This is a genomic window from Hyphomicrobium sp. DMF-1 (assembly GCF_027886585.1).
Lineage (GTDB): Bacteria > Pseudomonadota > Alphaproteobacteria > Rhizobiales > Hyphomicrobiaceae > Hyphomicrobium_C > Hyphomicrobium_C zavarzinii.
Map to the genome: position 1 here is coordinate 1,888,088 of NZ_CP115706.1, position 25,733 is coordinate 1,913,820.

Genomic DNA, 25,733 nt, shown 5'->3' on the forward strand with positions numbered 1-25,733 from the left:
GAGAATCTTGTCGGGTTAGCGCCAAGCGTAGGGGTTGCGATAGTAGCGGTCGTAACCCCAGCCCCACCGCTTGTGCGAAGGCTTGTGCCAGCCGAAGCGGTTGTGATGCTTCTTGTACTTCCAGGCATACGGAGGAGGATTGTCGTAGCGGTTTCCGTAGCTCGGATAGTGCTTGTAGCCGCGATTGGAATGAGCGAGCTCGACCTTCGCGTGGTCGCTCTTGGTCATGACGGCGGGAGCCGCGTGACGGTAGGTGTCGCTGCCGCCAGCGAGCGCCGGAGTTACAGTGACGAGCGCGGCCGCAACGGCGATCGCTCCGCTGATGAGCTTGGTGTTGATCATATGTCGTCTCCCTATTCAGCCGGACGAACCAACCCCACGTCGGCCGTTCAGCATTGAGGCCATGATGCGAGAGGTGCCTTGAACCGGCTCTGAATGCTTCAGTCAGGTGCCGTTCATGTTTGGGAGCGTGCGTCTTTGCGCTCGGCGCGCGCAAAAAAGAAAGAACGGAGCAGTGCGGGGGACTGCTCCGTTCCTCGGGACATCGCGTGGCGAGGGTGCGCCGCGCGTGCGTAGAGCTCTCAGTTAGCGGGCGGCTTAGCGACCGACGCGGGGCAGCAGCCACCAGCGGCGCCAGCTGTCGTTCTTCTCGGCGCGGATGTTGTGGGCCGCCTTGTTCTGCATCTGCGTGAGCTGGCGGCGCTCGGTCTTGGTCAGGTAGCCCTTCTCCTTGAACGTGCTCTCGGTGCGGGCGATGTCGCGCTGCTCCTTGCGCAGCTTGATGCCTTCGCGCCAGGTGATGGAGCCGTCCTTGCGGCCCTGCTCGATCTTCTCGGCCTGCCAGTCACGGCGCTGGTCGATGGTGTGGGCCGATGCGACGGCCGGGATGGCGATCAGGGCGGCGAGGGCGAGGGTGGCGGTGCGGATCATTGGCGTTCTCCAGTTGGTCATCAGGTCCGGTGTGTGCCGGTGTCTCGATGACGCCAGTGATAGGGGAATGCCTTTGAACCGGGTCTGAATGGGGCCTTCAGAATGCGTTCATCTCGCAGCGTCCCTTGCGCATGGGACCGGAGAGGGGCGCATAGGGGTGGAGAGAGCGTGGATGGAAGGGGGGCTGGCTTCCGTTGGCGAAGGTGGCCCGTTCGCGGGCAAGGGATTGGCCGCAGGTCCCTAACGAGAAACGCCCAACCCCGGGGGGCGGGGCTGGGCGTATTAGCGCTCTCGCGCGCAACGCCGGGAGGGAAGCCGGCGTTCCAGACGATTGCCTCGGTTAGACGGGGGGAGCTACCGATGTATATGGCATCGCCTGACTGACAATGACATAAGCGCAACACGCCAGCTTTCAATAGGGGGGACACGTAATTATCACGAAAACGTGATTGACTTATGCCCGTTATCCCCAATTTGCCGCGATTCGGCCGCCGGGGGGCGCCAAAAATGCCTTGGTATTAGACGCTTCCGTCCACTGCATATTTGGTTGGCAGACCTCCGGATGCAAGGGAGGCCGGCCCCAAAACCATAAACTCAGCTATTGCGGATGGAATTTATTGAGGCTGACCGCCTCGATCTTGAACAGCTTGGCGTCCAACTGCTCTTGCTTGGTGAGCTGGGACAACTCGACGCGGGTATCGAGGCCCTGGGCGTCGGTGGTCACCCATTCCTTGAGCTCCATTTCCGGCTTCGTGGAGAGGAACAGCTTGATCTTGCCGGGGGCATCCGGGCTCTTGTCGCGGAGGGCCAGCACAATCAGGTCATCGGATTCCTGAACTTCGACGATTTTGGCGTCGCGGATCAGATCCACGTCCTTGCGGAGCAGGAGACGAAACGGCGTCTGGTCGAGCGAGACGCGGTCCTCGTTATTGAGATCGAGGTCCTGGATGGCGAGGTATTCGCCGTCGGAAATGATGATCTGCTTCGAGGGCAACGAATAGTCGAAGCGGAAGCGGCCGGGCCGCTTGACCATGAACTTGCCCTTCATGCGCTTGTTGTCGGCGGCAGTCTGGACGAAGTTGCCCTTCAAGTCGCCGAGTGCGTTGAAGTAGTCGTTGACCTTTTTGACGAGTGCAGTCTGGGCGTCGTTGAGAACGATGCCGCCGCCCGGTGTGGCGACCTCGGCATTCCAGCCCGAGCCTTGGCCCACGGCAGCGGCGCCGTCGGTTGCGGGGGCGGCTGCATCGGCGGGAGCTTGCGCTGCGGGTGCTGCACCTTCGGGGCGCGCGGCAGGGACGGGAGCGGGAACCGCGGGCGTGGCCGCCTGCCCGCCTGCGGGTGCGGCCGGTGCCGTGCCGCCTGCATGGGCTGCGGCTGTCATCAGCGCGAGGGCAAAGCCGGCGGCGACGACCAGTTCAGATCTCTTCATGTTCCGTCTCATTGAGCCCTGCCTCACCGAATCGCTCGGGGGCACCCGTCGAAGTCCCAAGGTCGCTGTCTGACCGGACATTGCGACCACAAGTTGGCGATTTCCCCGAGCTTGCCCCGTCGTGACCCTGTGTCTGTAGCGACTGAGCACGGCGGGCGCCAGCATCTATCTCATACCGCAAGATGTTTTTCTGCGGCGGAGCAGAAGGGCCGTTTCACGCAATCGAACGGGCGGGGCCATCGCCCGCGAGAATCTCGCGGCGGCCCGTGTGGTTCGGCGCGCTGATCAGCCCTTCCCGCTCCATGCGCTCGATCAGGTCGGCGGCGCGGTTGTAGCCGATGGAGAGGCGGCGCTGGACATAGCTGGTCGAGGCCTTGCGGTCGCGCAGCACCACGGCCACCGCGCGATCGTAGAGGCTTTCGCCTTCATCGGCTCCGCCGCCGGCCGAGCCGGACCCGGCGCTGGAGGATTCCTCCTGCGCGTCGGCGATGCTTTCGATATAGCGGGGCGCGCCCTGGGTGCGCAGGTAGGCGGCGACGGCTTCAACCTCTTCGTCGGACACGAACGGTCCGTGCACGCGCAGCATCTGGCCTGCGCCGGAGGTGTAGAGCATGTCGCCCTGGCCGAGGAGTTGCTCGGCGCCCTGCTCGTTGAGAATGGTGCGGCTGTCGATCTTGGACGCGACCTTGAAGCTGATGCGCGTGGGGAAGTTGGCCTTGATGGTGCCGGTGATGATGTCCACCGACGGGCGCTGGGTCGCCATGATGAGATGGATACCGGCCGCGCGCGCCTTCTGGGCGAGGCGCTGAACGGCGGTCTCGATGTCCTTGCCCGCGGTGATCATGAGATCGGCGAATTCGTCCACCACGACCACGATGTAGGCCATGGGGGCGAGGTCCATTTCCTCGCGTTCGTAGATAGGCTGGCCGGTGGCGGAATCGAAGCCGGTCTGGACCGTGCGGGCAAGCTGCTCGCCGCGCTCGGCCGCGCTTTTCAGGCGGCCGTTGAAGGCCTCGATGTTGCGCACGGAGAGCTTGGCCATGCGCTTGTAGCGCTCCTCCATCTCCGCCACGACCCAGTTCAGCGCGCCGACCGCCTTCTGCGGATCGGTGACGACAGGGGTGAGAAGATGGGGAATGCCGTTGTAGACGCTGAGCTCCAGCATCTTCGGATCGATCATGAGGAAGCGGCACTGGTCCGGCGTGTGGCGGAACAGGATCGACAGGATCATGGCGTTGACGCCGACCGACTTGCCGGAGCCGGTGGTGCCGGCGACGAGCAGGTGGGGCATGCGCGCGAGATCGGCGATGATCGGCTCGCCGCCGATGGAGCGGCCGAGCGCGAGAGGCAGCACGCCGTCGGCGGAGCCGAAGATGGGGCTTTCCAGCAGCTCGCGCAGGCCCACCATCTCGCGGCGGGCATTCGGCAGCTCGATGCCGATGACGTTGCGGCCGGGGATGACGGCGACGCGGGCACTGGTGGCGCTCATGGAGCGGGCGATGTCGTCGGCAAGCGCCATGATGCGCGTGGCCTTGGTGCCGCGTGCGGGCTCGAGCTCATAAAGTGTGACGACGGGGCCGGGCTTGATGTCGCGCACCTCGCCTTTCACGCCGAAATCGGCCAGCACGTCCTCGAGCAGGCGCGCGGTGCCGCGCAGCACGGTTTGCGAGAACTCGCTTCCGGCCTTCGAGGGCGGGCTGCGCTTCAGCATCGAGGGAGCGGGCCGCTTGAACACAGGCTCGGCGCGGCGCGGGGTTACCGCGCGCAGGAGAGAGGATTTCTGCGGGCGGCGCGGTTGCTCGGCGGGCTTTATGACGGACGCGGGAACGGGCGCGCGTGCGGCGGCCGCGTTGCGGACGATGCGCGGCAGGTCGTCGACGCTCAGCGCGGGATCGCGCGGAAGCGGGCGGGCGTTGGCGGGCGCGAAGCGTTCCGCGATGGCGCGGCTCGACATTTCGAGGGCCGGATCGAGCGGATCGGCCTCCATGTGATCGGTTTGCGCATCGTCGTGCTCGAACGCGTCCGGAGCATCGTCTGCGAACTCGGGATGGCTGCCTGGCTGCCGATGCGGGGGTGCATAGTCCCGGTCGTCGTAGGACTGGGGCTGCGGCGTGGCCTCGCCGTAGCGCGGGGCGGCGGCGAAGGCGCCCGGCAGAACCGGTTCTGCGGCAGTGCGGTGGCGCTGGCGCAGCGTTCCTGCGCTTAGAGTGGGGGCGCGATCGGCCCATGCCTTGAGCGTGCCGAGCGCGGCCATGAGGCTGCGGCCCGGACGCGCGCGGACAGGAGCGTGGCGCGGCGCGGAAGGCGGCTCGTTGTTCCAGGCTGCGTGCTGAACGGTCGGGTCGATGGCGCGGACGGCGTGCTGCCGCGCGAGATACGGGGTCTCGTTCGAGAGGCCGAGCGTGCGCATCAAGGCGGAGAGGCCGAGCCCCGCCAGGAGGAGGCCGGCGGCAATGGCGGCGGTATCCGAGCTGATGATGCGCAGCACGGAGGCTACGAAATCGAAGATCACATCGCCCAGGATGCCGCCGTAACCGTGCTCGAGCGGCCAGGATGACGTGCTCGGCAGCGAGGCGACGGCCCCGGACAGTCCCATGAGGGCGAAGGGGTAATAGATGGCCTTGGTGCGGAGTGCTGCGACATGCTCCGAGAGCATCAGCTCGATACCCCACAGCATGAGCGGGAGCAGAGCGACGGCTGCGGCAAGGCCGAGGGTTTGAAGGAGAAGATCGGCGACGACAGCGCCCGGGGCGCCGAGTGCGTTGCGAACCGGGCCACCGGTCGCGTGCATGAGGCTCGGGTCTGCGATGGACCAGGTGACGACGCTGGCCCAGATGGCCGCGAGCACGGCAAGAATCAGCAGCCCGCATCCCCTTCCGAGGGTGCCGATCAGGCGGGCCTCGAGAGCAGGCGGCAATAGGCGCTGACGATCAAGTCCGGAAGCGGACGACGTGGTAACCGAGGGCATGGGGGCGAACGTCTCTTACGCAGAAACATGAACGAACCGTTCGAGCGCCTCCCTGATCGTTCCGGCATCATGGACCAATGCGACGCGAATGTAGGTTTCGCCCGGATTGGTCCCGTCAGCCCCGGTCTGAGCCAGGTAGGCACCGGGTATGACCTTGACTCCGAAACGTTTCCATAAGGTTAGTGCGGCGTGAGCGCCGTTGCCGATTTGGCTCATGTCGAGCCAAAGGAAGAAACCGCCCTCCGGCCGGTGGTAGCCGAAGCGGCTGCCTAGCACCTCGCCGGCGACGTCGTACTTCCGCGAATAGGACAGGCGATTGGCGGTGACGTGCTGCTCCTCGGCCCAGACGGCGGCGGAAGCGTGCTGGATTGGCCCCGGCATCTGGGGGCCGATCAGATTGCGCACCTCGAACAGGGTGGCGAGGAAATCGCCGTCCCCGGCCGAGAAGCCGGAGCGTAGCCCCGGCAGGTTCGAGCGTTTCGAGAGGGAGTTGAACACCACGAGATTCTTGAAGCGCTCCTGCGTTTTGGCTGCAACTTCGAGCGCGCCGGTGGGCGGGGTGCCGCTGTAGATCTCCGAATAGCATTCATCGAAAAAGAGCAGGAAATCGTGGGCGCGGGCGAGTGCGAGCGCGCGGGCGATGTAGGCCGGGCTCGCGACGGCGCCCTGGGGGTTGGCAGGCGAGCACAGGTAGAGCGCTGCCGTGCGGGCGAGAAGCGCGGGGTTAGCTTCGAGGGTGTCGAGATCGGGCAGGTGGCCGGTGGCGGCGGTCGCGTCGAGAAACACCGGCTCGGCGCCTGCCGCGAGCGCGCCGCCGAGATAGGCCTGATAGAACGGATTGCACATCAGGATGGCCGGGCGCTGGCCCGGGAGCCGCTTGCGGCCCACGGCGGGGAAGGCGGCATAGAAGAGCCCTTCGCGCGAGCCGTTGCAGGGAAGAACCTCGCGCGCCGGATCTATGACGCCAGCGAGATTGAAGCGGCGGCCGATCCAGTCGGCGATGGCGCCGCGCAGCTCGTCCGATCCGCGAATTGGGGGATACTTGGCGAAGAGCGCTTCAGCCTCGGCGATCTTGGCGGCGACGAATGGAGGCATGGTCTCGCGCGGCTCGCCGAGCGTGAGGTCGATCGGTTTCTCGTGCCCGGGCTCGACGCCATCGAGAAGCTGACGGAGCCGCGAGAAGGGCGAGAGGATGGTGCCGTCGGCCAATGCCGCGAGGCTCAAGGGATCGGACATCGGGCGGTCTCGGTGTGAGAGAGGGGCAGTGGGCAGTGGGCAGTGGGCAGTGGGCAGTGGGCAGTGGAGTGTCAGGGTGTCGGGTCGCGCTGGGCGCTGTCGAGGTTGGTGGCGGAGGTGAGGCCGATCACCTGATCGAGGCCCTTGGCGTGCCGCAGGTCGGCTTCGTCCAGGTTTGCCCCGGTGACGTCGGCGCCGGTGAGATCGGCTCCCGTGAAGTCGGCGCGCGTGAGGTTGGCCCCGCGCAGATTGGCGCCCGTGAGGTCCGCGTCGATGAAGCGGGCATACTTCAGCGCGGCGCCGGGGAATTTGGTTTCCTTGAGGATCGCCTTGGTGAAGTTGGCGCTGACGAGGGTTGCGGGTGAGAACAGCGACTCCTCCCGGGAGGCGCCGCCGCCGAACACCGCGCCCGTCAAGTCCGCGCCGGAAAAGTCGGCGCGATCGAGCCATCCGTCGGAGCGAATGCGAACCAGCTTGGCGCCGGTGAACTTGGGCGCCTCGGCGGTGACGACCTCGAGGGTGGTGAAAATCGTCGGGCGGAGGATGCGCGCGTCGGTGAGGTCAGCGCCCGAGAAATCGGCGGATGTGATGGTCGCCCGGTCGAGGCGCGCGCCGACCAGCGAGACGCCTGTGAGCTTGGCGCGCGAGAGATCGGCGCCGTACAGATCCGCTCCGTCGAGGCGGGCGTGCTTGAAGTCGAGATCTGCAAGGTCGAGGCGGGTGAGGTTGGTTTCGCGCAGATCCGGGCGCGAGCCGGGGGCGGCCTTGAACAGGCGGGCGGTAACGTCGCGCGCGGAAAGCTTCACGTCGGCCGCGTCGGCTCCGTCCGCAGGAGCCGGCGCGGGATCGGCGGCTGCGACGGGATTTGCGACCGCGAAGGCCAGAATGAGCGCGGCGAGGCCGCTTGCGAGACGCATGTCTGTCCTCTCCTGTCGAGGGGCGTGGCGGGCGAGGGGATGCTCTCCGCCGCCGGCCTTCCTCATCAAGCCGCCGTGGCGCCGTCCTTCAACAGCTTGTAGTTGATGGAATCGAGCAGCGCCTCGAAGCTGGCATCAATGATATTGGGGGAAACGCCAACGGTGAGCCAGCGTTCGCCGGTTGCTGCATCGAGAGTTTCGACGAGAACGCGAGTGACGGCCTCGGTGCCGCCCGTGAGGATGCGCACCTTGTAGTCCACCAGCTCGATCGTATCGATGTGCTTCTGGTAGCGGCCGAGGTCCTTACGGAGCGCGCGATCGAGCGCGTTGACGGGGCCGTTTCCTTCGCCGGCCGACCACAGGGGCTCGTTCTCGCCGTTGACGAACACCTTCACCGTCGCCTCGGAGACGGTGACCAGTTCGCCCAACGCGTTGTGGCGGCGCTCCACCATCACGCGGAAGCTGTCGACGGAGAAATAGCGCGGCACCTCCGCCAGATGGCGGCGGGCCAGAAGCTCGAACGAGGCGTCGGCGGATTCGTAGGCGTAGCCTGCGGATTCGCGGGACTTCACCTCGTCGAGCAGGGCCTGGATGCGCGGATCATCCTTGTCGGCGGCGAGTCCCAGGCGCTCCAGCGAGGCCAGAACGTTGGAGCGGCCGGCCTGTTTCGACACAAGCAGGCGGCGCTCGTTGCCGACAGCTTCGGGGCGCACGTGTTCGTAGGTCTCGGGTTCCTTCAGGATCGCGGAGGCGTGAATGCCCGCCTTGGTGGCGAAAGCGCTCTCGCCCACGTAGGGCGCGTGACGATTGGGGGCCTCGTTCAGAAGCTCATCCAGCACGCGGCTCGCGTGGGTGAGGGTGCGCAGGCGCTCGGGTGTGACGCCGGTTTTGAACCGCTCGGCGAAATCCTTCTTCAGCAGCAGCGTCGGGATGATGGATGTCATGTTGGCGTTGCCGCAGCGCTCGCCGAGTCCGTTCAGCGTGCCCTGGATCTGGCGGCAGCCCTGACGCACGGCGGCCAGCGTGTTGGCGACCGCGTTGTCGGTGTCATTGTGGGTGTGGATGCCAAGGTTGCTGCCGGGAACGTGGGTTGCCACGTCGGCCACGATGCGCTCGACCTCGTGGGGAAGCGTGCCCCCGTTGGTGTCGCACAGCACGACCCAGCGGGCGCCGGCCTCGAGTGCGGTCTTGGCGACGGCCAGGGCGTACTCGCGATTGCCCTTGTAGCCGTCGAAGAAGTGCTCGCAGTCGAGCATCGCCTCGCGGCCGGACGCGACGACGGCCCGGATGCTCTCGGCGATGCCCTGGAGGTTCTCCTCGTTGGAGATGCCGAGGGCGACGCGCACGTGATAGTCCCACGACTTGGCGACGAGGCAGATGCTGTCGGCGGCAGAGTTGAGGAGCGCCTGGAGGCCCGGATCGTTTGAGACGGAGCGGCCCGCGCGCTTGATCATGCCGAAGGCGGTGAAGCGGGCGTGGCTGAACGCGGGCTTCGAGGTGAAGAACTCGGTGTCGGTGTCGTTGGCGCCGGGATAGCCGCCTTCGACATAGTCGAGGCCCAGGTCGTCGAGCAGGGCCGCGATGCGCCGCTTGTCCTCGAGCGAGAAGTCGACGCCGGTCGTCTGCGCGCCGTCTCGCAGCGTGGTGTCAAAGAGGTAGAGGCGTTCTTTGGTCATCGTCCGGGTCTCTCGGCGGCTCAGCCCGCCTTCGCGGGGGCGAGCTGCTTTTTCATGGTGGTGTTGGTGAGCCAGAGGTCGTCGCGCGGCACCATGTTGCGCTGGGTGGCCTGGTAGCCGCGGCCTTCGAAGAACGGCTCTGCCGTGTCGGATGCCTCGACCGTGATCTCGGTTGCGCCGCGGCTGCGGGCCAGCGTTTCGATGGCGTCGGCGAGTGCCTTGCCTACGCCTTCGCCCGCGAAGTAGGGGTGAACGTAGAGCATGTCGAAGGTGTTGTTGTCCTTGAGGGAGGCGAAGCCCGCATATTCGCCGTCTACCTGCACGACGAGGGTGGTCATGGCGCCGAGACGCGCGGCAAATGCTTCCGCGTCGGCCGCCGTGCTCGCCCAGGCGACGCGCTGATCCTCGTCATAGTCGTCCGCCGTCAGCTCCTCGATGCTCTGGGCGAACAGCTCGCGCAGGGCCATCGTGTCGGCCGGCAGGAAGGGACGGAGCGGGTATGCGGTACTCATCGCTGGCTCGTCTAGATGTAGCCGTGGGTGCGGGCGAGGTAGAAGGCGAGCGCAAGGATCGCAATCTTGATCGCCACGTAGACCAGCCAGTGCTTGGGAAACGGTGTGTCTTTCCGCCAGTCGTCGCTCATGCTCATCTCCCGCGGCTCGTGATTAGCGCGCGACCTCCCAGGTGGTGATGATCTCGCCGGACTTGGGGTCCTTGGCGTCCTTCAACGACACGCCGAGGGCCGCCAGCTCGTCACGAATACGATCGCTCTCTTTAAAATCCTTTGCCTTGCGCGCGGCCAAGCGTGCGGCAACGAGGGCTTCGATCTGGGCTGCGTCCACGTTGAGGCTTTCCACGCCGACATTGAGATCGCCGCGCGTCTCGCCGCCGTAGAGCCCCATGAATTCGAGGGTGGCGCGCAGCTCGCCGGCTGCTTCGGGATTGCGGCGGGCGGATTTGGCGAGGCCGTGCACGATCGAGAGCGCGCTCGGCGTGTTGAGATCGTCCGAGAGGGCCGCAATCACGTCGGCATTCGGAGCGGCGGCGGGTTCGGCGCTGGCGATCAGGTCGGCGAAATCCAGAAGCGTCGCGCGGGCCTGGAGCAGGCGCTCCGCGGTCCAATCGATGGGCTGGCGGTAGTGGGTGCCCAGCATGGCAAGGCGCACGACGCGGCCGTGCCAGGGGCTCGCGCCGAATTTCCGGGTCTCCAGGAGCTCGTGGATGGTGATGAAGTTGCCGAGGGACTTCGACATCTTCTCGCCTTCGACCTGAAGGAAGCCGTTGTGCATCCAGACCCTCGCCATAACGGGTGTGCCGTGGGCGCAGCGGGACTGGGCGATCTCGTTCTCATGGTGCGGGAAGACGAGGTCGATGCCGCCGCCGTGGATGTCGAAGATCGGGCCGAGGTGCTTCTCCGACATGGCGGAGCACTCGATGTGCCAACCCGGGCGGCCGGGCTCGGCGATGCCGCAGGGCGAGGGCCAGGCGGGCTCGCCGGGCTTCGACGGCTTCCACAGCACGAAGTCCATGGGGCCTTTCTTGTAAGGGGCGACCTCGACGCGGGCGCCCGCCTCCATCTCCTCGAGCGAGCGGTTGGAGAGGCGGCCGTAGTCGGGCATCGAGGACACGTCGAACAGCACGTGGCCTTGTGCGACGTAGGCATGGCCGCGCGTGACGAGCGCCTCGCACAGCCGCTTCATCTCCTCGATGTGCTCGGTGGCGCGGGGCTCGACCGTGGGCGGCAGGACGCCGAGGGCCGCGATGTCGTCGTGGAACTGCTTCTCGGTGGCGGAGGTGACGCGGCGGATGGCCTCGTTCAGCGGCAGGTCTGGATAGTCCGCCGCGGCGCGCGCGTTGATCTTGTCGTCCACGTCGGTGATGTTGCGGGCATAGGTGACGTGGGCGGCGCCGTAGTGGTGGCGAAGCAGGCGGAACAGAAGATCGAAGACGATGACGGGGCGCGCATTGCCGATGTGGGCATAGTCGTAGACCGTCGGGCCGCAGACGTACATGCGGACGCGGGCCGGGTCGATCGGCTCGAACGTCTCCTTGCGCCGTGTCAGCGTATTATAGAGCGTGAGCGACACGCGTCCTCTCCTCATGCTTCGCCGGGGGCGGCCCCCGGTGGGTCTGGTCCGGTTTCAACGGGCGTGCACAGGCGAACCCCTCCGTCTGGGCGGGGCGTTTCTCTGTCTTGTCATGAGGCAAAGAACGTGGCCGCGCGCCAGCCGGTGGGACTAGCCGGAAATAATAATAGCGCCGCAGCAGATCGTGACGGCGGGTTTGCGCAGCGGTGTTCTCATGGCGGGTGTTATGCTTGCCGGAGCCCATGGCGTCAAGGGCGGAGCCCGTGGCGTCAAGCGCCGCGCCGGTATCGTGGATGAACGGCGCTCGCGGGAGAGGTTTTGCGGGATAACCCCGGTTCGAGGCGAGACGCCGCATTTCTCCCGCATTGACCCCCTATCCGGAGGTTCGCATAAGTAAAGTGAACGACATGACCAGCTTAGGGGCGTTTGGACCCCCGGTGATCGAAGGGGTCGATGGCAGGTTCCACTAACAACGGCTTCGGGCGCCGGATGCTCGGCTTGGCGGCGAGGGCCGACAAGCTGGTGGCGAAGGCCGGCAGGCGTAGAGGCTTTGCCGTGCTGGGCGGCGTGCTGCTTGCCGTGAGCGTCGCCGTGCCCGCGCTGGCGCAAAGCTGGTGGCCGTTCGGTGGAAACCAGCAGCAGCCGCAGCAGCGCCAGGCTCCCGTTCCACGCGAGCCCATTTACCAGGATCCCGCCGGGCAGCCGCCTCCGCCTCCTCCGCAAGGCCAGCAGGGCTGGGCCGGTGGCGGGCGCAGCCCAATCTGCCTTCAGCTGGAGCAGCGCCTCGTGCAGGAGGGGCAGCGTGGAAGCGACTCGCGCAATCTCATTCCGATGGTCGAGAATGAGCTGCGTCAGACGGAACAGGCCTATCGTGGCCACAAACAGCAGCTCGATCGCAGCGATTGCTACGAGTATTTCCTGTTCTCGAAGACGCTGAAGCGGACGCGCAAGTGCGTGGATCTCGCCAGTCAGGCAGATGCAACGCGCCAGCGGATCGAGGATCTGGAGGTTCAGCTCCAGCAGCTCCAGGGCTCATCGGGCCGTTCGTACCAGGACGAGATCGTGCGCGAGCTCGCCCGCAACAACTGCGGCGCCAGCTATCAGCAGCAGGCGCGGCGTCAGAGCGGTGGCGGTCTTTCCGGTTTCTGGGAAGACGAGGAGAGCAACTCGGGCGGCAGCGGATCGAGCTTCGGCGCTCTGCCCTACGCCACCTATCGCACCGTCTGCGTCCGTCTTTGCGACGGCTACTATTTTCCGGTGAGCTTCTCGACGCTGCCGAACCACTTCCAGCGCGACGAGGAAGTGTGCCAGTCGAAGTGCGCGGCGCCCGCCGAGCTCTACTATCACCAGAACCCGGGCGCGGGCATGGAGCAGGCGGTGGCGGCGCGGAGCAACGCGCAGTACACGCAGCTCAAGACGGCGTTCCGCTATCGCAAGGAATATGTGGCGGGGTGCTCGTGCAAGATGGCCGAGTACACGCCGGAGCCCGGCGCCATTCCCCCGGGCGGCGCCCAGCAGGGCGATGCGGGCGGGTGGGTCGCGGAAAGCCCGACGGGTGCCAATCCGCAGGTGCCGCCGCAGCAGCCGACCGGACAACCACCGTCTGGACAGGCGCCGGCTGGACAGGCGCAGAGCGGCGGTGCGCGTGGCGGCGAGACGCTGCCCTGGGCGACCACGCCCTAGAGCACGGCAATTTCCTCACCTCTGAAAGTATAGCGTTCGGGGTCTAGCCCCGGGTGCCGCGCAGGCGTGCTTCGGCGCGCGTGCGGCCGATGAGGGGCAGAAGCGCCTTGAGCTCCGGCCCCGCTTCGCGGCCGGTGAGGGCAAGGCGGAGCGGGTGGAACAGCGCGCGGCCCTTGAGGCCGGCCTCGGAGGAGACCTTGCCCGTCAGTGCGCTCCATGTTCCTGCATCCCACGGCTCGGGCGGGAGCAGCTCCGCAGCCTTGCTGGTGAGCGCGGCGTTCTCGATCACCGGGGCGATCTCGCCCGCGACCACGCTCCACCACTCCTTCGCATCGGACAGCACCGTAATGTTGCCGCGCACCGCTTCCCAGAACGCCGCGCCGCCGGTGATGCCCCACGCGGCGAGCCGGTCCGCGACCTTCTCGTAAGGCGTCTTGTGGAGCAGCTTGGCGTTGAGGGCCTTCAGCTCTTCGAGATCGAAGCGGCCCGGCGCCGTCGAGATCTTGGAGAAGTCGAACAGGGCGGCCAGCTCGGCCAGCTCCGCGTGCGGCTCGATGGCGTCCGAGGTTCCGACGAGGGCGGCATGGCTCAGGATGGCCATGGGCTCGAGCCCGTCGTTGCGGAAGGTCTCGATGGAAAGCGTGCCGAGGCGCTTCGAGAGGGCGTGGCCGTCCGATCCGATGAGCAGGCTGTGATGGGCGAAAGCAGGCGGCTCGGCGCCGAGGGCCTCGAAGATGGAGATCTGCACGCCGGAATTGGTGACGTGATCCTCGCCCCGGACGATGTGGGTGATGGCGAAGTCGATGTCGTCGATGACACTCGTGAAGGTATAGAGCGGCGTGCCGTCCTCGCGGATCAGCACGGGATCGGACAGCGAGCCGATGTCGACCGTCTGATCGCCGCGGATGAGGTCGTTCCAGGAGACTATCGTGGGAAGGGGCTCGAGGCTGCGTCCGTCGGTGTTGTCGAGACGGAACCGCCAATGGGGCTTGCGGCCCTCGGCTTCGAGCTTGGCGCGGTCCTCCTCGGTGAGCTTGAGGCCCGCCCGGTCGTAGAGGGGCGGCATGCCGCGGGCGAGCTGGCGCTTGCGCTTGCGGTCGAGCTCGTCCTCGGTCTCGTAGCAGGGATAGAGGCGGCCTTTCGCCTTCAGCGCTTCGGCGACCTCGGCATAGCGGGCCATCCGGTCCGACTGTCGCTCCTCGCGCTGCCAGGAGAAGCCGAGCCAGGCGAGATCCTTGCGGATGCCCTCGGCGAATTCCTCAGTCGAGCGCTCGCGGTCGGTGTCGTCGAGGCGCAGGATGAATGTGCCCTGCGTCTTGAGGACGAGAAGATAGTTCAGGACCGCTGTCCGGATGTTGCCGATGTGAAGCCGGCCGGTGGGACTCGGTGCGAAGCGGAGTTTGGGTGCCATGCTGGCGGCCTAGCTAATCCCTGTGGATACGTCGGCGACACCTTATAGACGCGCGGGGAGGGAACTCAACGGGCTCCGCGGCAAGGGGCCAATCCACCGCGCGTGCTCGCGCGTGGCGAGCGGCCGCTTCGAAGGGTGCTTCCGCTCATCTGTCAAACCCGGTAATCTTACGTTTCGACTGACGATACAAGGCAAATAAACAAAGCTGGCCGTGGGTTTGGGCCGGAACGCAGGGTTCAGCATGGTTGGCAATCCCGATCTCATCGAGCAGTACCGGCAGATTCACGCGACGAGCGCCTATGGCACGACGTCGGTGAAGAACCTGCGGTTCATCCGGCCAGAGATCCAGCTTCTCGCCCCGCGCTCCATCATCGATTACGGATGCGGGCAGTCGCGCCTCATCCACGCGCTCGATCTTGGCTATCCCGCGAAGCTCGTGCGCTACGATCCGGCCATTCCGGAGGTCTCCGAGAAGCCCACCGAGGTGTTCGACCTCCTCATCAACGTGGATGTGCTGGAGCACATCGAGGAGACGGATCTCGACTCCGTCATCGAGGACATGCGCAGCCTGTGCCGCAACGCCCTCATCATCATCGACACCAAGCTCGCGGTGAAGCTGTTGGCGGATGGGCGGAATGCCCATGTGACCGTGCGGCCCGCCGAGTGGTGGAAGGAACGCCTCGGCCGGCATTTTCCGCACCTCGAGCGCGTCGCCACCGTGCGCCGCTCGCGGGCCGGGTTCCGCACCTGGCCGCGCAAGCCGGGCGAGCTCAAGCGCTACCTCGGCAAGCGCGCGATCGAGAATGCGCGCTATCTCGGAAGCAAATTCAGCGGCCGCGCCAAGTAGGCTTGGCTCCGCTCATTTTACGCGCCATTTGTCGAGGGCAGCCGCGAGCGCCGGATAGATGAACTGTCCGCCCTCGGTGTTGAGGTGGTCGTCGTCGAAGTAGAGCAGCTTGCCGCCGGCTTCGAAGGAGCAGAGCTCGTTCGCGCAGAATACCGTCGCGGGGTCGAAGCGGCCGAAGCGGTGGCTCTGCTCGAGGCTCGTGAACGCTTCCGTGCTGGTGCGGTTCTTCTTGCGATGATCCTTGAGGGTGGCGGCCACGGTGCTCGGGGGCAGGCCGATCCGCTGCATCAGAAGATAGGCGGCCGGTAGCTCCCCGTGCAGCTCCGGCATCTGCTCGATGATCATGACGTTCTTGCCCGCGAGCGCATCGAGGGTGCGCGCGACGCCGTCGCGGAAGACGGTTCTGACCTGACTTTTGACGGCCGTCTTGTGGGCGTCGTCGAGCAGGATCTGCGGCCCTGTGGTGTAGACCTGCCAGCGCGCGGTGATGGCAACGTTCTTCACCTCGTGCTCGTTGATGAAGGCGAGGGCCTCGTCGTTGAACTTGCGGCAGACCTTGTTGGTGTCGTCCTTTGTGCGCCAGACGCCCACGAGGGGCAGGCAGTCGGCACGGGCGGTTGCCGCGAAGGACAGGCCGTTCGCCTCCGCATACTGGCGGAAGGCCGGGATCAGCGAGCCCGCATGGCTGTCGCCCCAGAGCAGGAGATCGACGGGCTCGCCGGGCTTCACGTTGATCTTGCAGAAGTCGTTCGTCTCCTCGGGTGTCTTGAAACAGTTGTCGGGATCGGCCGGGCGCTTTGCGGCGAGCGCTGCGGTGCTCTCGACCTCGGGGCTGAAGCGGCCGGGCCAGCCGCCCGTGCTCCAGCCGTAGGCGCCCACGGCGATGGAGGCAGCGAGGCTTGCTGCCACCAGGCCCGCCATGTCGATCTTGCGCGGCAAGAGCCGGCGCTTGCGGATGGGGTGCTCCAGGTAGTGGTAGGAGAGGGAGGCCGCGCCGATGGACGCGGCGATGCCGAGCACGGCGTGAAGATCGTTGCGATCGAGGAACAAGGTGTTGACCGCGCCGAAGATCGGCCAGTGCCACAGGTAGAGCGAATAGGAGATGCGTCCGAGGTAGGTGACGGGGGACGCTTCCAGAACCTTGACGAAGGGATCGCGGACGGTGGGCGAGGCGGCGAGCAGGAGAAGCGCGCCCGAGACCGGGATCAGGGTTGCGAAGCCCGGCACGCTGGTCGTGGGGCCGAACGTGAATATGGGGGTGATGACCAGGGCGAGGCCCACCGCCCGCATGGGGGTGGAAAAGCGGGCGAGTTTCTCGACATCCTGGGCCTTGAGGGCCAACAGCGCTCCGGCCATCAGCTCCCAGAAACGGGAGAAGAGGCTGTAGAACGCGCGGTCGTGGTTTCCGAGTGCGATTTCGGCCTGGGCGTAGCTTACGCTCAGGACCGCGATCAGGGCGAGCGCGGGCACCACGAGGGCCTTGCGCCTGCTGAGCAGCATCAAGAGAACGGGAAAGACGAAATAGAACTGTTCCTCGACCGCCAGCGACCAAGTGTGGAGCAGCGGGGTGACGTTCGCATCGGTGCCGAAGTAGCCCGTGGTCGCGAGAAAGTACCAGTTGGAGACGTAGGCGGCGAAGGCGACGAGGCTCTTTGCGTAGGCCAGGAAGTTACTCGTCGTGTAGAAGGCCCAAGCGAACAGCGTGGTGAAGATCACCATCGGAATGGTGGCTGCGAGCAGCCTGCGGGCGCGTCGCTCGTAAAAGCTCAGGAACGAGAAGCGCCCCTCCGCCATGTCGCGGGCGATCATCGAGGTGATGAGGTAGCCCGAGATCACGAAGAAGACGTCGACGCCGATATATCCGCCCTTCCAGTCGTCGAAGCCGGCATGAAACATGACCACGGCCCCGATGCAGATTGCCCGCAGGCCGTCGATGTCGTTTCGGTAGCTTTGCATGCCCAATCCGGGTTCCAGGTTGTGTGGCGCTCGCGCTGGCACGTGAAGACGTGGCCCCGGCGTCGGGCGGGGGCGGCCGTCAATCCGTAGGAGCTAATCGGCGCTCACGAAATCCTCCGGCGAGCATCGCAGGCGAGGAGGCGCGGCGCTGCTGCATTTGTGCCACATCCCCTTTCCTGTCCACGGAAACGGGCCGCGGGGGCGTCCCATTCCGAGGCACCGTTAGCCGCTTGGTAAGGTTGGTCACCTAGCTTCGGGGCATCGAGTACTCGGGCGGGGAAGTTTGCATGCGCGTTGTCAAGTCTGTTCCAGTTGAGGATTTCGAGTTCCGCGGCAGTATCAAGGATAGCGACGTCGCCCGGATGATGCGGGCCTTCGCCGAAGATCCCCACATTCACGAGAACGAGGCGGAGACGCTGCTCCGGCTGAACCGGTCGTGCCCCATCCAGGCCCCGTCCTGGAGCGGATTCCTGGTCGATGTGATCGCCGATTACATTCTCAATCAAAGCGGCCCCGAGGGCTATATCACCGCGGAGAAGAGCCGCTGGCTGATCGCCAAGCTTGCGAGCGACGGCTGGATCGCCAACCGGGCGGAGTTCGATCTGCTGGTCGCCATTCTCGGAAAGGCACGCTGGTTCCCGCTCAGCCTCGCGACGTTCGCGCTCGATCAGGTGGCGGGCGCCGTGATCCATGGCTTCGGTCCCTTGCGCGCCGGGCACGGGCAGCAGGGCGCCGTGCCGGGCACCATCGGCGAGGGCGAGATCGCGCTCATCCGCGTCATCGTCAATGCGTTCGGCGGCGACAGCGCGCTGCCGCTGACGCAGCAGGAAACCGAGATCCTGATCGGGGTCAACAAGGCAGTCTCCGGTGCTGGGCGCACGGTTCCGGCTGCGTGGACGGATCTGTTCGCCAAGGCGATGACCAACGTGATCCTGTCGGAGCACGGATACGCCGTGCCTCCGCGTGCGGTGGCGTTGCGTCCCTGGGTGTCCGAAGCGGCCTATACGACATTCGACGAGCAGGTGGCGGCCTCGCTCGGCCTGTTGCGGCAAGACTATCACCGGCAGTCGGTCGAGGAGCGCGCGCTCGCCCGGCTCGAGCGTCAGCGGATCGAGATCGTCACGGGCGAATCGATCCTTCCCGAGGAGGAGGGCTGGCTCACGCAGCGCCTCCTGGAGAGCCGGCGGCGCTCGGCGGTGGAGGCGGCGGTGCTGGACCATCTCGGCCGCGAATGCCTCATCGGGGAAGGCTTCGAGCGTCAGCGGATGGCGCGCGACGGCAAGGCCGCCTGAGTTTACCAATTTCGAGAGGCCGGTATGGCGGGGATTTCGGCCCTGGCCACCCGGAATTGCATGCAAGCCCCCAATGGCGGGGCTTGCCGCTTTCGCGGATTAGAGTTCGGCAGCAGCGGCATTTTTCGTCGCGGTTTACGGCTGCGGCGGGTTTGTTCTAGTGTTTTTTCTGCTTTTCGTTGAAAAGCGCCTGTCCGTTAGCTCTCTGGTTGATCATGCTTCCGGTTGGAAAACCGGTTTCCAGTTTTGCGGAAGCACACTAGAAGTGCCGGATCGAACTACCTCTCCCGACATTCCAGACAGGGCGCCAAGGGATAATGTTCAAGAAAATCCTCATTGCCAATCGCGGTGAAATTGCGTGCCGCGTGATCAAGACCGCACGCAAGATGGGCATCAAGACCGTTGCCGTCTATTCGGACGCGGACCGTGACGCGCTTCACGTCGAAATGGCTGACGAGGCGGTGCATCTCGGGCCTCCCCCCGCCGCACAGTCGTATCTGATCATCGACAAGATCGTCGAAGCCTGCAAACAGACGGGCGCCGAGGCGGTCCATCCGGGCTATGGCTTCCTTTCGGAGCGCGAGGCATTCCCCATCGCGCTCGCCAAGGCCGGCGTGGTGTTCATCGGCCCGAACCCCAAGGCCATCGCGGCCATGGGCGACAAGATCGAGAGCAAGAAGGCGGCCGCCAAGGCCAAGGTGTCCACCGTCCCCGGCTACATGGGCGAGATCGACGACGCCAAGCATGCGGTCAAGATCGCCGAGGAGATCGGCTATCCGGTGATGATGAAGGCCTCGGCGGGCGGCGGCGGCAAGGGCATGCGCATCGCCTTCAACCGCAAAGAGGTCGAGGAAGGCTTCCCGCTGGCGCGCTCTGAGGCCAAGGCCTCGTTCGGCGACGATCGCATGTTCATCGAGAAGTTCATCGTCGATCCGCGCCACATCGAGATCCAGCTCATCGGCGACAAGCACGGCAACGTCGTGTACCTCGGCGAGCGCGAATGCTCGATCCAGCGCCGCAACCAGAAGGTCATCGAGGAAGCGCCCTCGCCGCTGCTCGACGAGAAGACGCGCCGCGCCATGGGCGAGCAGGCGGTCGCGCTTGCCAAGGCCGTGGGCTACGACTCGGCCGGCACGGTGGAGTTCGTCGCGGGACAGGACCGCAGCTTCTACTTCCTCGAGATGAACACGCGCCTCCAGGTGGAGCATCCGGTGACGGAGCTCGTGACGGGCGTCGATCTCGTGGAGCTGATGATCCGCAGCGCGGCCGGGGAAAAGCTCCCGTTCACGCAGTCCGACGTGAAGCTCAACGGCTGGGCCATCGAGAGCCGCGTCTACGCCGAGGATCCTTTCCGCAACTTCCTGCCTTCGATCGGGCGCCTCGTAAAGTACCGCCCGCCGGCCGAGGAGGTCCAGAACGGCATCACGGTGCGTAACGATACCGGCGTCGAGGAGGGCGGCGAGATCTCGATGTACTACGATCCGATGATCGCCAAGCTCGTCACGCACGGGCCGACGCGCATCGCGGCCATCGACGCGCAGGCTGACGCTCTCGACGCGTTCTACATCGACGGCATCCAGCACAACGTGCCCTTCGTTTCGGCGCTGATGCATCATCCGCGCTGGCGCGAGGGCAAGCTCTCGACCGGCTTCATCGCCGAGGAGTATCCCGAGGGCTTCAAGCCGCGGAAGGCGGAGGGCGAAGAGCTCAACGTGCTCGTCGCGGTGGCGGCTTCGATCGATCATATCCACAACTCGCGCCGCCGTCTGATCAGCGATCAGATGGCTAACGGGGCCGTGCAGTTCGCAAAGCGCCGCGTGGTCGACGTCGGCGGCGAGCGCGTCGCCGTCGAGGTGGGGGGCGCCGAGGGCGGTCCCCTCCAGATCAGCTTCCTCGGCGAGAACGGCGTCGTGAAGCAGACGCTCTCCGTGAACTCTCCGTGGGCGGCCGGCGAGCCGGTTTGGCGCGGCGAGGTGAGCGGCAAGACCGTCTCGGTGCAGGTGCGGCCCATTCTGAACGGCGCAACCCTGTCCTACCGGGGCATCCAGAGCCCGGTCTACGTCTACACCGAGCGCGAGGCAGAGCTTGTCAGCCTCATGCCGGTGAAGGCTGCCGCGGACATGTCGAAGTTCCTGCTCTGCCCGATGCCGGGCCTCGTGAAGGCCATCCACACGGCCGAGGGGCAGGAGGTCAAGGCGGGCGACGCGCTGGCCGTGGTCGAGGCCATGAAGATGGAGAACATCCTCCGGGCCGAGCGCGACGGCGTCGTAAAGAAGGTGAACGCCAAGCCGGGCGACAGCTTGGCCGTGGACGCGGTGATCCTCGAGTTCGCGTGAGGCCCGCGCGCCTTTGTCGTCCTCATCTCCGGACGAAATCGTGCCATTTTTTCCCCCTTCCCGCATTCGCGGGGAGGGGAATTCTTTTTAGGGACCACGATGACGACGGACGCCGTACGAACCGCTCATGTTCTGATCGAAGGCCGTGTGCAGGGTGTTGGCTATCGCCTCTGGACACAGCGGACGGCCGCGGAACTCAAGCTCGCCGGGTGGGTGCGTAACCGGCGCGACGGCTCGGTGGAGGCGGTGTTCGAGGGGCCTGATCCGGACATTCGCTCGATGATCGCGGCGTGCCGGCAGGGGCCGCTCAGCGCCCGCGTGAAGTCTGTGACCGTCGGGCCTGCGGACGCCGAGGCGTTCGTGGGCTTCGAGGTGCGCGAGACCGTCTGAGGGCGCTCAAGCGAGCCGGGCGGCTGCGCTGCGCAGGCCGTGGATGATGAGCTCGTAGGTCTCCTCATCGCGGGCTTCCGGATAAACCATATAGACCGGATAGACGAAGCGGCGTGCGCGTTTGGGCTGGCGCAGGCGCCCCCGTGTCACGTGATGCTTGACGATGCGGGACGGGAAGTAGCCCGACGCCTCGTTGGCGAGCAGGTATTCGATGCTGGTCGATCCGAGGTCGAGGTGGAGGCCGGGGTTGGTGAGCTCGGGATAGGCGGCGGCGTGGTCCTGCTGGAAATCCGGCCCCCAGTCCACGAACACATAGTCGCTCGGGCCACGCCTGCTCGTCTGCTTGGCGCTTGTCACCAGCACGAACTCTTCATCAAAGAGATGCTCGACCACGTGGCCCGGGGGCTGGATGGGCCGGTACATGACGGCGAGATCGAGCGTGCCCTCGATCAGGCGCTGGGTGAGGATGGTCGACGGGCTCGATATGGCCGAGACGGCGATGTCGGGGTTGGTCGCGCGCAGGCGTGCCACCCATTTGAGCAGGAAACCCTGCCACAATCCGAGCGTCGCGCCGACGGCGAGGTGGTCTCTGTGCTGGTCAGAGAGGCTCACTTCGAGCTGAGCCCGCTGCCAGACGCGTACGAGAGCCAGTGCATGCTTGCGGAACTGCTCGCCTGCCGCCGTGAGGTCGGCACCGGACTTCGAGCGCTCGAAGAGCGGGCGTCCGAGAAGGTCCTCGAGCACCTTAATGCGCGCAGAAACGGTGGATTGGGTGATGTTGAGCTTCATCGCAGCTTCGATGAAGCTGCCGGTCTCGGTGACCATCAGGAAGGTTCGCGCGAGGTTGATGTCCATGTGCGGCTCGCATCGCGTCCAAGCGCGTAAACGCTATCTATCGAAATCTTCGATAGTAGTCACCGGAAAATTCCGTTTGAAGCGAGGATTGATTCTGACCACATTGAGGATCGGCCCGTCGTGAGTCGGGTCAGATTCGGCTCAGCTCATGCTGGGCGTTCAATGGAAGGACTAACGAAGATGGCTAAAGCTGCTAAGAAGCCCGCCGCGAAGAAAGCTCCTGCGAAGAAGCCCGCTGCGAAGAAGAAGAAGTAACGAGTTTCTGCCACGAGTCTCGGAGTTGACCGTGATAGCCGGTCGCGTAATCCCGGGGTTCCTGATCGCACTGCTTCTCCTCTCCTCGGCCGGTCACTCGGCTTCGATCACAAATCGGGATGACAAGGACCATCTGGTCACGATCATCGAGGGAAGCACCCAGAAAGACCATATTCTTAAACCGAATGCGGTGCTCGATGGGGTCTGTGAGAAGGGGTGCTTGATCCGGCTCGGCGACAGTCGAGAAGACCCGTTCGAGCTTGAGGGCTCGGAGATTACGTCGATCGAGGAAGGTCAGCTCTACGACGACGAGGCAGGGGTGTCGTCAGAAACTGGTTCGGGTACGCTCGATCCAAGGCCTGGCGCCCAGCCTTCTCAGCCTGGCTCTCGTCCGTAGAGAGGCTCGTTGTAGTGAATAGAGACCCGGTTCCGCTCCTCGCGGGACCGGGTTTTCCTTTGGGCGCAGGCGCGCTCAGTCCCGTTTTGGGCCATTTTGATGGGCGGCGAGCGGTGTCTCGACAGGCTCGTGGCTATCGGCCGTGACGCCGAAAGTGCGCTCGAACGTCCTCCTCAACGACATATCCACATCTTTCATCGATGCGGGGTGGCCCAGGTCGTGCAGGCTCGTGACGCCGTGCTCGGCGATCCCGCAGGGGACAATGCCGTCGTAGTGGGTGAGGTCCGGGGCGACGTTCAGGCTGATCCCGTGGAAGCTCACGCCACGCCGGATACGGATGCCGATGGCGGCGATCTTCTTCTCCACGCCGCCCTCGTTCGGAAGGACGACCCACACGCCGACGCGGCCGGGGCGGATCTCGCCCCTGATCCCGAACTCGGCGAGACTATCGATGACCCAGTGCTCGAGAGCGCAGACGAAGGCGCGGACGTCCGATCCGAAGCGGCGCTGCACGTCGAGCATCACGTAGGCAATGCGCTGGCCGGGGCCGTGGTAGGTGTACTGCCCGCCCCGTCCGGCCGTGTAGATCGGGAAGCGATCGGGGTCCTTGAGGTCCGCGATCTGGGCGCTGGTCCCCGCGGTGTAGAGGGCGGGATGCTCCAGCAGCCAGATCAACTCGGGGGCGTCGCCGGCTCTGATCTGGCGCGCCCGCTCTTCCATCGCAGCGAGGGCGAGCGGGTATGCGACGGGCTCTTTACTCGTCGTCCAGGCGACCGCGCTTCTATCGAAATCCATCATGGATGGACACCTATCACCTTCTCTAACCCTTGTGGAATGCGGCTTCTTCCGAAGCGGCATGCAGCGCTTCGCGCGCCTCCAGCCCGAACGCATTCGAATTTTCGATGGTCACGTTTCGAGGCCGGGGCTTAGGCTTTCGTCCACGCGTTTGCCGCCCGGGTGCGAGGTTCTCCCCTGCGGCTCGTTTCCCGCTTGCCTTCCTCACCTGCCTCTGATAGTTCGGCGGGCTCTCAGGTGTCCCTTGTTCAACCGATCCGGTTTGGCTATATGGGGCGCTTCGAGCCATGATGCGGTCGTGGCGGAATTGGTAGACGCACTACCTTGAGGTGGTAGCGGGGCAACCCGTGGAAGTTCGAGTCTTCTCGACCGCACCATTTTTGGCTGATCTTTTTCTCTTACTCATTTGATTCCTATTCTATTTTCCGCGGCGGCCCATGGGGCACGCCGGGGGCTCCGGGGGTTGTCCGGAGCTATGGCCCCGTCGCCACGGGATCCTCTGAACGTCGCGCATATATAGAGTGTAACGGCTACGCCCTTGCCGGGGGCATCGGCGCCCGAAGTAATGCGCTCTTTACCTTCGCAGCGGGCTTAGTCCGCGCGTCAACCTTTCATAGATCGGGACGGCCCTAAATTCGTCCGATGCCCGTATTCCGCGCGTCCGGACCCGTCATGCGTAACAGCAACTCAAGTTCTCCGAGATTTCGAGCCAGGCTCGTGCGTTTCGCGCGGCGCTTCTCCGCGGATACGCGGGGCGTGACGATGGTCGAGTTCGCGCTCGTCTCGATTCCATTCCTGGTGATGATGCTCGGCATCATGACCATCGGGCTCTATTACCTGACCAACCATTCGCTCCAGCGCGGTGTTCTGGATGCCTCGCGCCTCCTCAGAACCGGTGAGGCGCAGAAGGCGGGCATGACGCTCAACGATTTCCGCAATCTCGTTTGCGAGAAGTCGGGTGATCTTATCGCCTGCGACACGCACCTGGTCATTCACGTCGAGAGCAATGCGCTCTTTGCCAATCTCAATCCGCCGACTCCATGCCTGACGGACGGAAAGCTGACGCCGCGACAGGGTAGTGGCTCCGACGGCATCCGCAGCCGGTCGGGAGACGCGAGCATGGCCGTGGTCGTGACCGCTTGCTACGACTGGCAGGGCGGCATGCCGCTCTTTCAGTTCATCTGGAATCTGCTTGCGGAGAGGGGTGAGACCCCACGCGAGCAGAAGATGGTCGTGCTGTCGGCGGCAACGGCCTTTCGATCCGAACCGTTCGAATGAGCCTGGGGGCGAGTGACATGAGCCGAGATCGAGGTGTGCATGGCGCGGGAGAAGTGAGGATGAGCGAGCCCGGCAAGCGGGGAACGATCGCCACGCGTCTCGGCCGGCTGCTCCGGAAATTCCGGCATGACGTCCGCGGACTGGCAGCGGTCGAGTTCGGAATGATCGCGCCGGTGATGATGGTGCTTCTGATCGGCACCGTCGAAATCACGCGCGCGGTTGCGATCCATCAGCGTTTCGGTCTGGTCACCAGCATGGTCGCCGACCTCGTCGCGCGCGAGGAGAAGCTGACGAACGACGACGTCAAGGCCATCTACGCCATCGCCGATCTCGTGATGAGCCCCTACGATACCGAGCAGCTGCAGATCTCGGTCATCCCAGTGATGTCGAGCCCGACCAATGCGAGCAACACGCTCGTCTATCCGGAGATCACGAACCGCTACAATCGCAAACCGGGCGGCGAGTTGGCCAAATGCCAGTCGTATCCCTTGGGAGCGGGCATCGTTGGGAAGAACGAGGCCGTGGTGGTGGTCGAGGCGACCTACACGTTCGTTCCGCTCTTCCTCAACTTCATCATGGGGGAGACGCCGTGGAAGGAGACCGCGATGGCCAAGCCGCGCAAAGGGCTTTGCGTGATCTTCGATACCAAATGTCAGACTTCGTGCTTCTCGTGACGCGGCGAAATTGAACGCTGACCGCCAAAATAAGGCGCCGACAGACCAATACTGCGTTCAGAATATTGCAGTCGCTTTCGATCTTCAGTATGCTGTCACGATGGCTTGCGGGCAGGCACGATTTCGTGGGCTTTTGCGGCGATACCGGAACTGATTGAGCACGTCACCGGTTCGGTGAATCTCGGGGTCCGGTTTCGCCTTGCTTCGTTCCGTCCGTCTTTGACGGCGAATGCGATTCAGAAATTTTGGCGCAGCTTAAGTCGGTGAGTTCGTGAAAGGTTTTCCGGGCGCGTCTGACACATTCGAGCACCCTCAATAGAC

21 protein-coding genes and 1 tRNA gene are annotated in these 25,733 nt (G+C 65.2%); 9 read left to right on the top strand and 13 right to left on the bottom strand.

Annotation, left to right across the window (positions count from 1 at the left end; translation table 11 throughout):
- Window positions 1-15: 15 nt before the first annotated feature.
- From PE058_RS08545 to cysS, 9 genes are all read right to left on the bottom strand, one after another.
- Window positions 16-342: a hypothetical protein gene (locus PE058_RS08545; RefSeq protein ID WP_020086842.1), complete on the bottom strand. Its 327-nt coding sequence runs from the start codon at window positions 340-342 to the stop codon at window positions 16-18.
- 255 nt (window positions 343-597) lie between these two features.
- Complete coding sequence (locus tag PE058_RS08550) at window positions 598-930, bottom strand: hypothetical protein (RefSeq protein ID WP_271030341.1); 333 nt, start codon at window positions 928-930, stop codon at window positions 598-600.
- Between the two features lie 598 nt (window positions 931-1,528).
- On the bottom strand, window positions 1,529-2,359 hold the full coding sequence (locus PE058_RS08555) for a LolA family protein (protein ID WP_020086840.1): 831 nt from the start codon (window positions 2,357-2,359) through the stop codon (window positions 1,529-1,531).
- 214 nt (window positions 2,360-2,573) lie between these two features.
- Complete coding sequence (locus tag PE058_RS08560) at window positions 2,574-5,327, bottom strand: DNA translocase FtsK 4TM domain-containing protein (RefSeq protein ID WP_271030342.1); 2,754 nt, start codon at window positions 5,325-5,327, stop codon at window positions 2,574-2,576.
- 15 nt (window positions 5,328-5,342) lie between these two features.
- Entirely contained in the window at window positions 5,343-6,563 is a 1,221-nt protein-coding gene (locus tag PE058_RS08565) for an aminotransferase class I/II-fold pyridoxal phosphate-dependent enzyme (protein ID WP_271030343.1), read from the bottom strand.
- Window positions 6,564-6,634: 71 nt separating this feature from the next.
- Window positions 6,635-7,480, bottom strand: a complete 846-nt coding sequence (locus tag PE058_RS08570; RefSeq protein WP_020086837.1) for a pentapeptide repeat-containing protein — start codon at window positions 7,478-7,480, stop codon at window positions 6,635-6,637.
- A gap of 65 nt (window positions 7,481-7,545) precedes the next feature.
- Window positions 7,546-9,156, bottom strand: coding sequence for a citramalate synthase (gene cimA / locus PE058_RS08575; RefSeq protein WP_020086836.1), 1,611 nt, complete (start codon window positions 9,154-9,156; stop codon window positions 7,546-7,548).
- 20 nt (window positions 9,157-9,176) lie between these two features.
- A complete protein-coding gene (locus PE058_RS08580) occupies window positions 9,177-9,668 on the bottom strand; it encodes a GNAT family N-acetyltransferase (RefSeq protein WP_271030344.1) in 492 nt (163 codons plus the stop codon).
- 153 nt (window positions 9,669-9,821) lie between these two features.
- Window positions 9,822-11,243: a cysteine--tRNA ligase gene (gene cysS / locus PE058_RS08585; RefSeq protein WP_271030345.1), complete on the bottom strand. Its 1,422-nt coding sequence runs from the start codon at window positions 11,241-11,243 to the stop codon at window positions 9,822-9,824.
- A gap of 453 nt (window positions 11,244-11,696) precedes the next feature.
- Here cysS and PE058_RS08590 point away from each other — a divergent pair, with 453 nt between their 5' ends.
- On the top strand, window positions 11,697-12,926 hold the full coding sequence (locus tag PE058_RS08590; RefSeq protein WP_020086832.1) for a DUF2865 domain-containing protein: 1,230 nt from the start codon (window positions 11,697-11,699) through the stop codon (window positions 12,924-12,926).
- Between the two features lie 43 nt (window positions 12,927-12,969).
- Here the strand turns inward: PE058_RS08590 and gltX are convergent, their stop codons facing one another.
- Entirely contained in the window at window positions 12,970-14,337 is a 1,368-nt protein-coding gene (gltX, locus tag PE058_RS08595) for a glutamate--tRNA ligase (RefSeq protein ID WP_271030346.1), read from the bottom strand.
- 241 nt (window positions 14,338-14,578) lie between these two features.
- Here gltX and PE058_RS08600 point away from each other — a divergent pair, with 241 nt between their 5' ends.
- A complete protein-coding gene (locus PE058_RS08600; RefSeq protein ID WP_020086830.1) occupies window positions 14,579-15,184 on the top strand; it encodes a hypothetical protein in 606 nt (201 codons plus the stop codon).
- 12 nt (window positions 15,185-15,196) lie between these two features.
- Here the strand turns inward: PE058_RS08600 and PE058_RS08605 are convergent, their stop codons facing one another.
- A complete protein-coding gene (locus PE058_RS08605) occupies window positions 15,197-17,140 on the bottom strand; it encodes an acyltransferase family protein (protein WP_271030347.1) in 1,944 nt (647 codons plus the stop codon).
- 287 nt (window positions 17,141-17,427) lie between these two features.
- On the opposite strand from PE058_RS08605, the gene PE058_RS08610 reads away from it, so the two are divergent.
- The 3 genes from PE058_RS08610 to PE058_RS08620 all read left to right on the top strand — a co-directional run bounded on the left by PE058_RS08610 (window position 17,428) and on the right by PE058_RS08620 (window position 21,158).
- Window positions 17,428-18,432, top strand: coding sequence for a hypothetical protein (locus tag PE058_RS08610; RefSeq protein WP_020086828.1), 1,005 nt, complete (start codon window positions 17,428-17,430; stop codon window positions 18,430-18,432).
- 317 nt (window positions 18,433-18,749) lie between these two features.
- Window positions 18,750-20,768 carry an acetyl-CoA carboxylase biotin carboxylase subunit gene (locus PE058_RS08615; protein ID WP_020086827.1) on the top strand — a complete coding sequence of 673 codons (2,019 nt, stop codon included), beginning with the start codon at window positions 18,750-18,752 and terminating at the stop codon, window positions 20,766-20,768.
- Window positions 20,769-20,867: 99 nt separating this feature from the next.
- Complete coding sequence (locus tag PE058_RS08620; protein ID WP_020086826.1) at window positions 20,868-21,158, top strand: acylphosphatase; 291 nt, start codon at window positions 20,868-20,870, stop codon at window positions 21,156-21,158.
- Window positions 21,159-21,164: 6 nt separating this feature from the next.
- On the opposite strand, the gene PE058_RS08625 is transcribed toward PE058_RS08620, so the two are convergent.
- On the bottom strand, window positions 21,165-22,013 hold the full coding sequence (locus PE058_RS08625) for a LysR family transcriptional regulator (protein WP_020086825.1): 849 nt from the start codon (window positions 22,011-22,013) through the stop codon (window positions 21,165-21,167).
- 286 nt (window positions 22,014-22,299) lie between these two features.
- Between PE058_RS08625 and PE058_RS08630 the strand changes: the two genes are divergently transcribed.
- Complete coding sequence (locus tag PE058_RS08630; RefSeq protein ID WP_271030348.1) at window positions 22,300-22,665, top strand: hypothetical protein; 366 nt, start codon at window positions 22,300-22,302, stop codon at window positions 22,663-22,665.
- Window positions 22,666-22,740: 75 nt separating this feature from the next.
- Here the strand turns inward: PE058_RS08630 and lipB are convergent, their stop codons facing one another.
- Window positions 22,741-23,463 carry a lipoyl(octanoyl) transferase LipB gene (lipB, locus tag PE058_RS08635; protein ID WP_271030349.1) on the bottom strand — a complete coding sequence of 241 codons (723 nt, stop codon included), beginning with the start codon at window positions 23,461-23,463 and terminating at the stop codon, window positions 22,741-22,743.
- A gap of 289 nt (window positions 23,464-23,752) precedes the next feature.
- Here lipB and PE058_RS08640 point away from each other — a divergent pair.
- The 3 genes from PE058_RS08640 (at window position 23,753) to PE058_RS08650 (ending at window position 25,412) form a co-directional block, all read left to right on the top strand.
- Window positions 23,753-23,837 (top strand) — tRNA-Leu (locus PE058_RS08640).
- A gap of 340 nt (window positions 23,838-24,177) precedes the next feature.
- A complete protein-coding gene (locus tag PE058_RS08645) occupies window positions 24,178-24,738 on the top strand; it encodes a TadE/TadG family type IV pilus assembly protein (RefSeq protein WP_271030350.1) in 561 nt (186 codons plus the stop codon).
- Window positions 24,739-24,797: 59 nt separating this feature from the next.
- A complete protein-coding gene (locus PE058_RS08650) occupies window positions 24,798-25,412 on the top strand; it encodes a TadE/TadG family type IV pilus assembly protein (protein WP_020086820.1) in 615 nt (204 codons plus the stop codon).
- The last annotated feature ends 321 nt before the right edge of the window (window positions 25,413-25,733 follow it).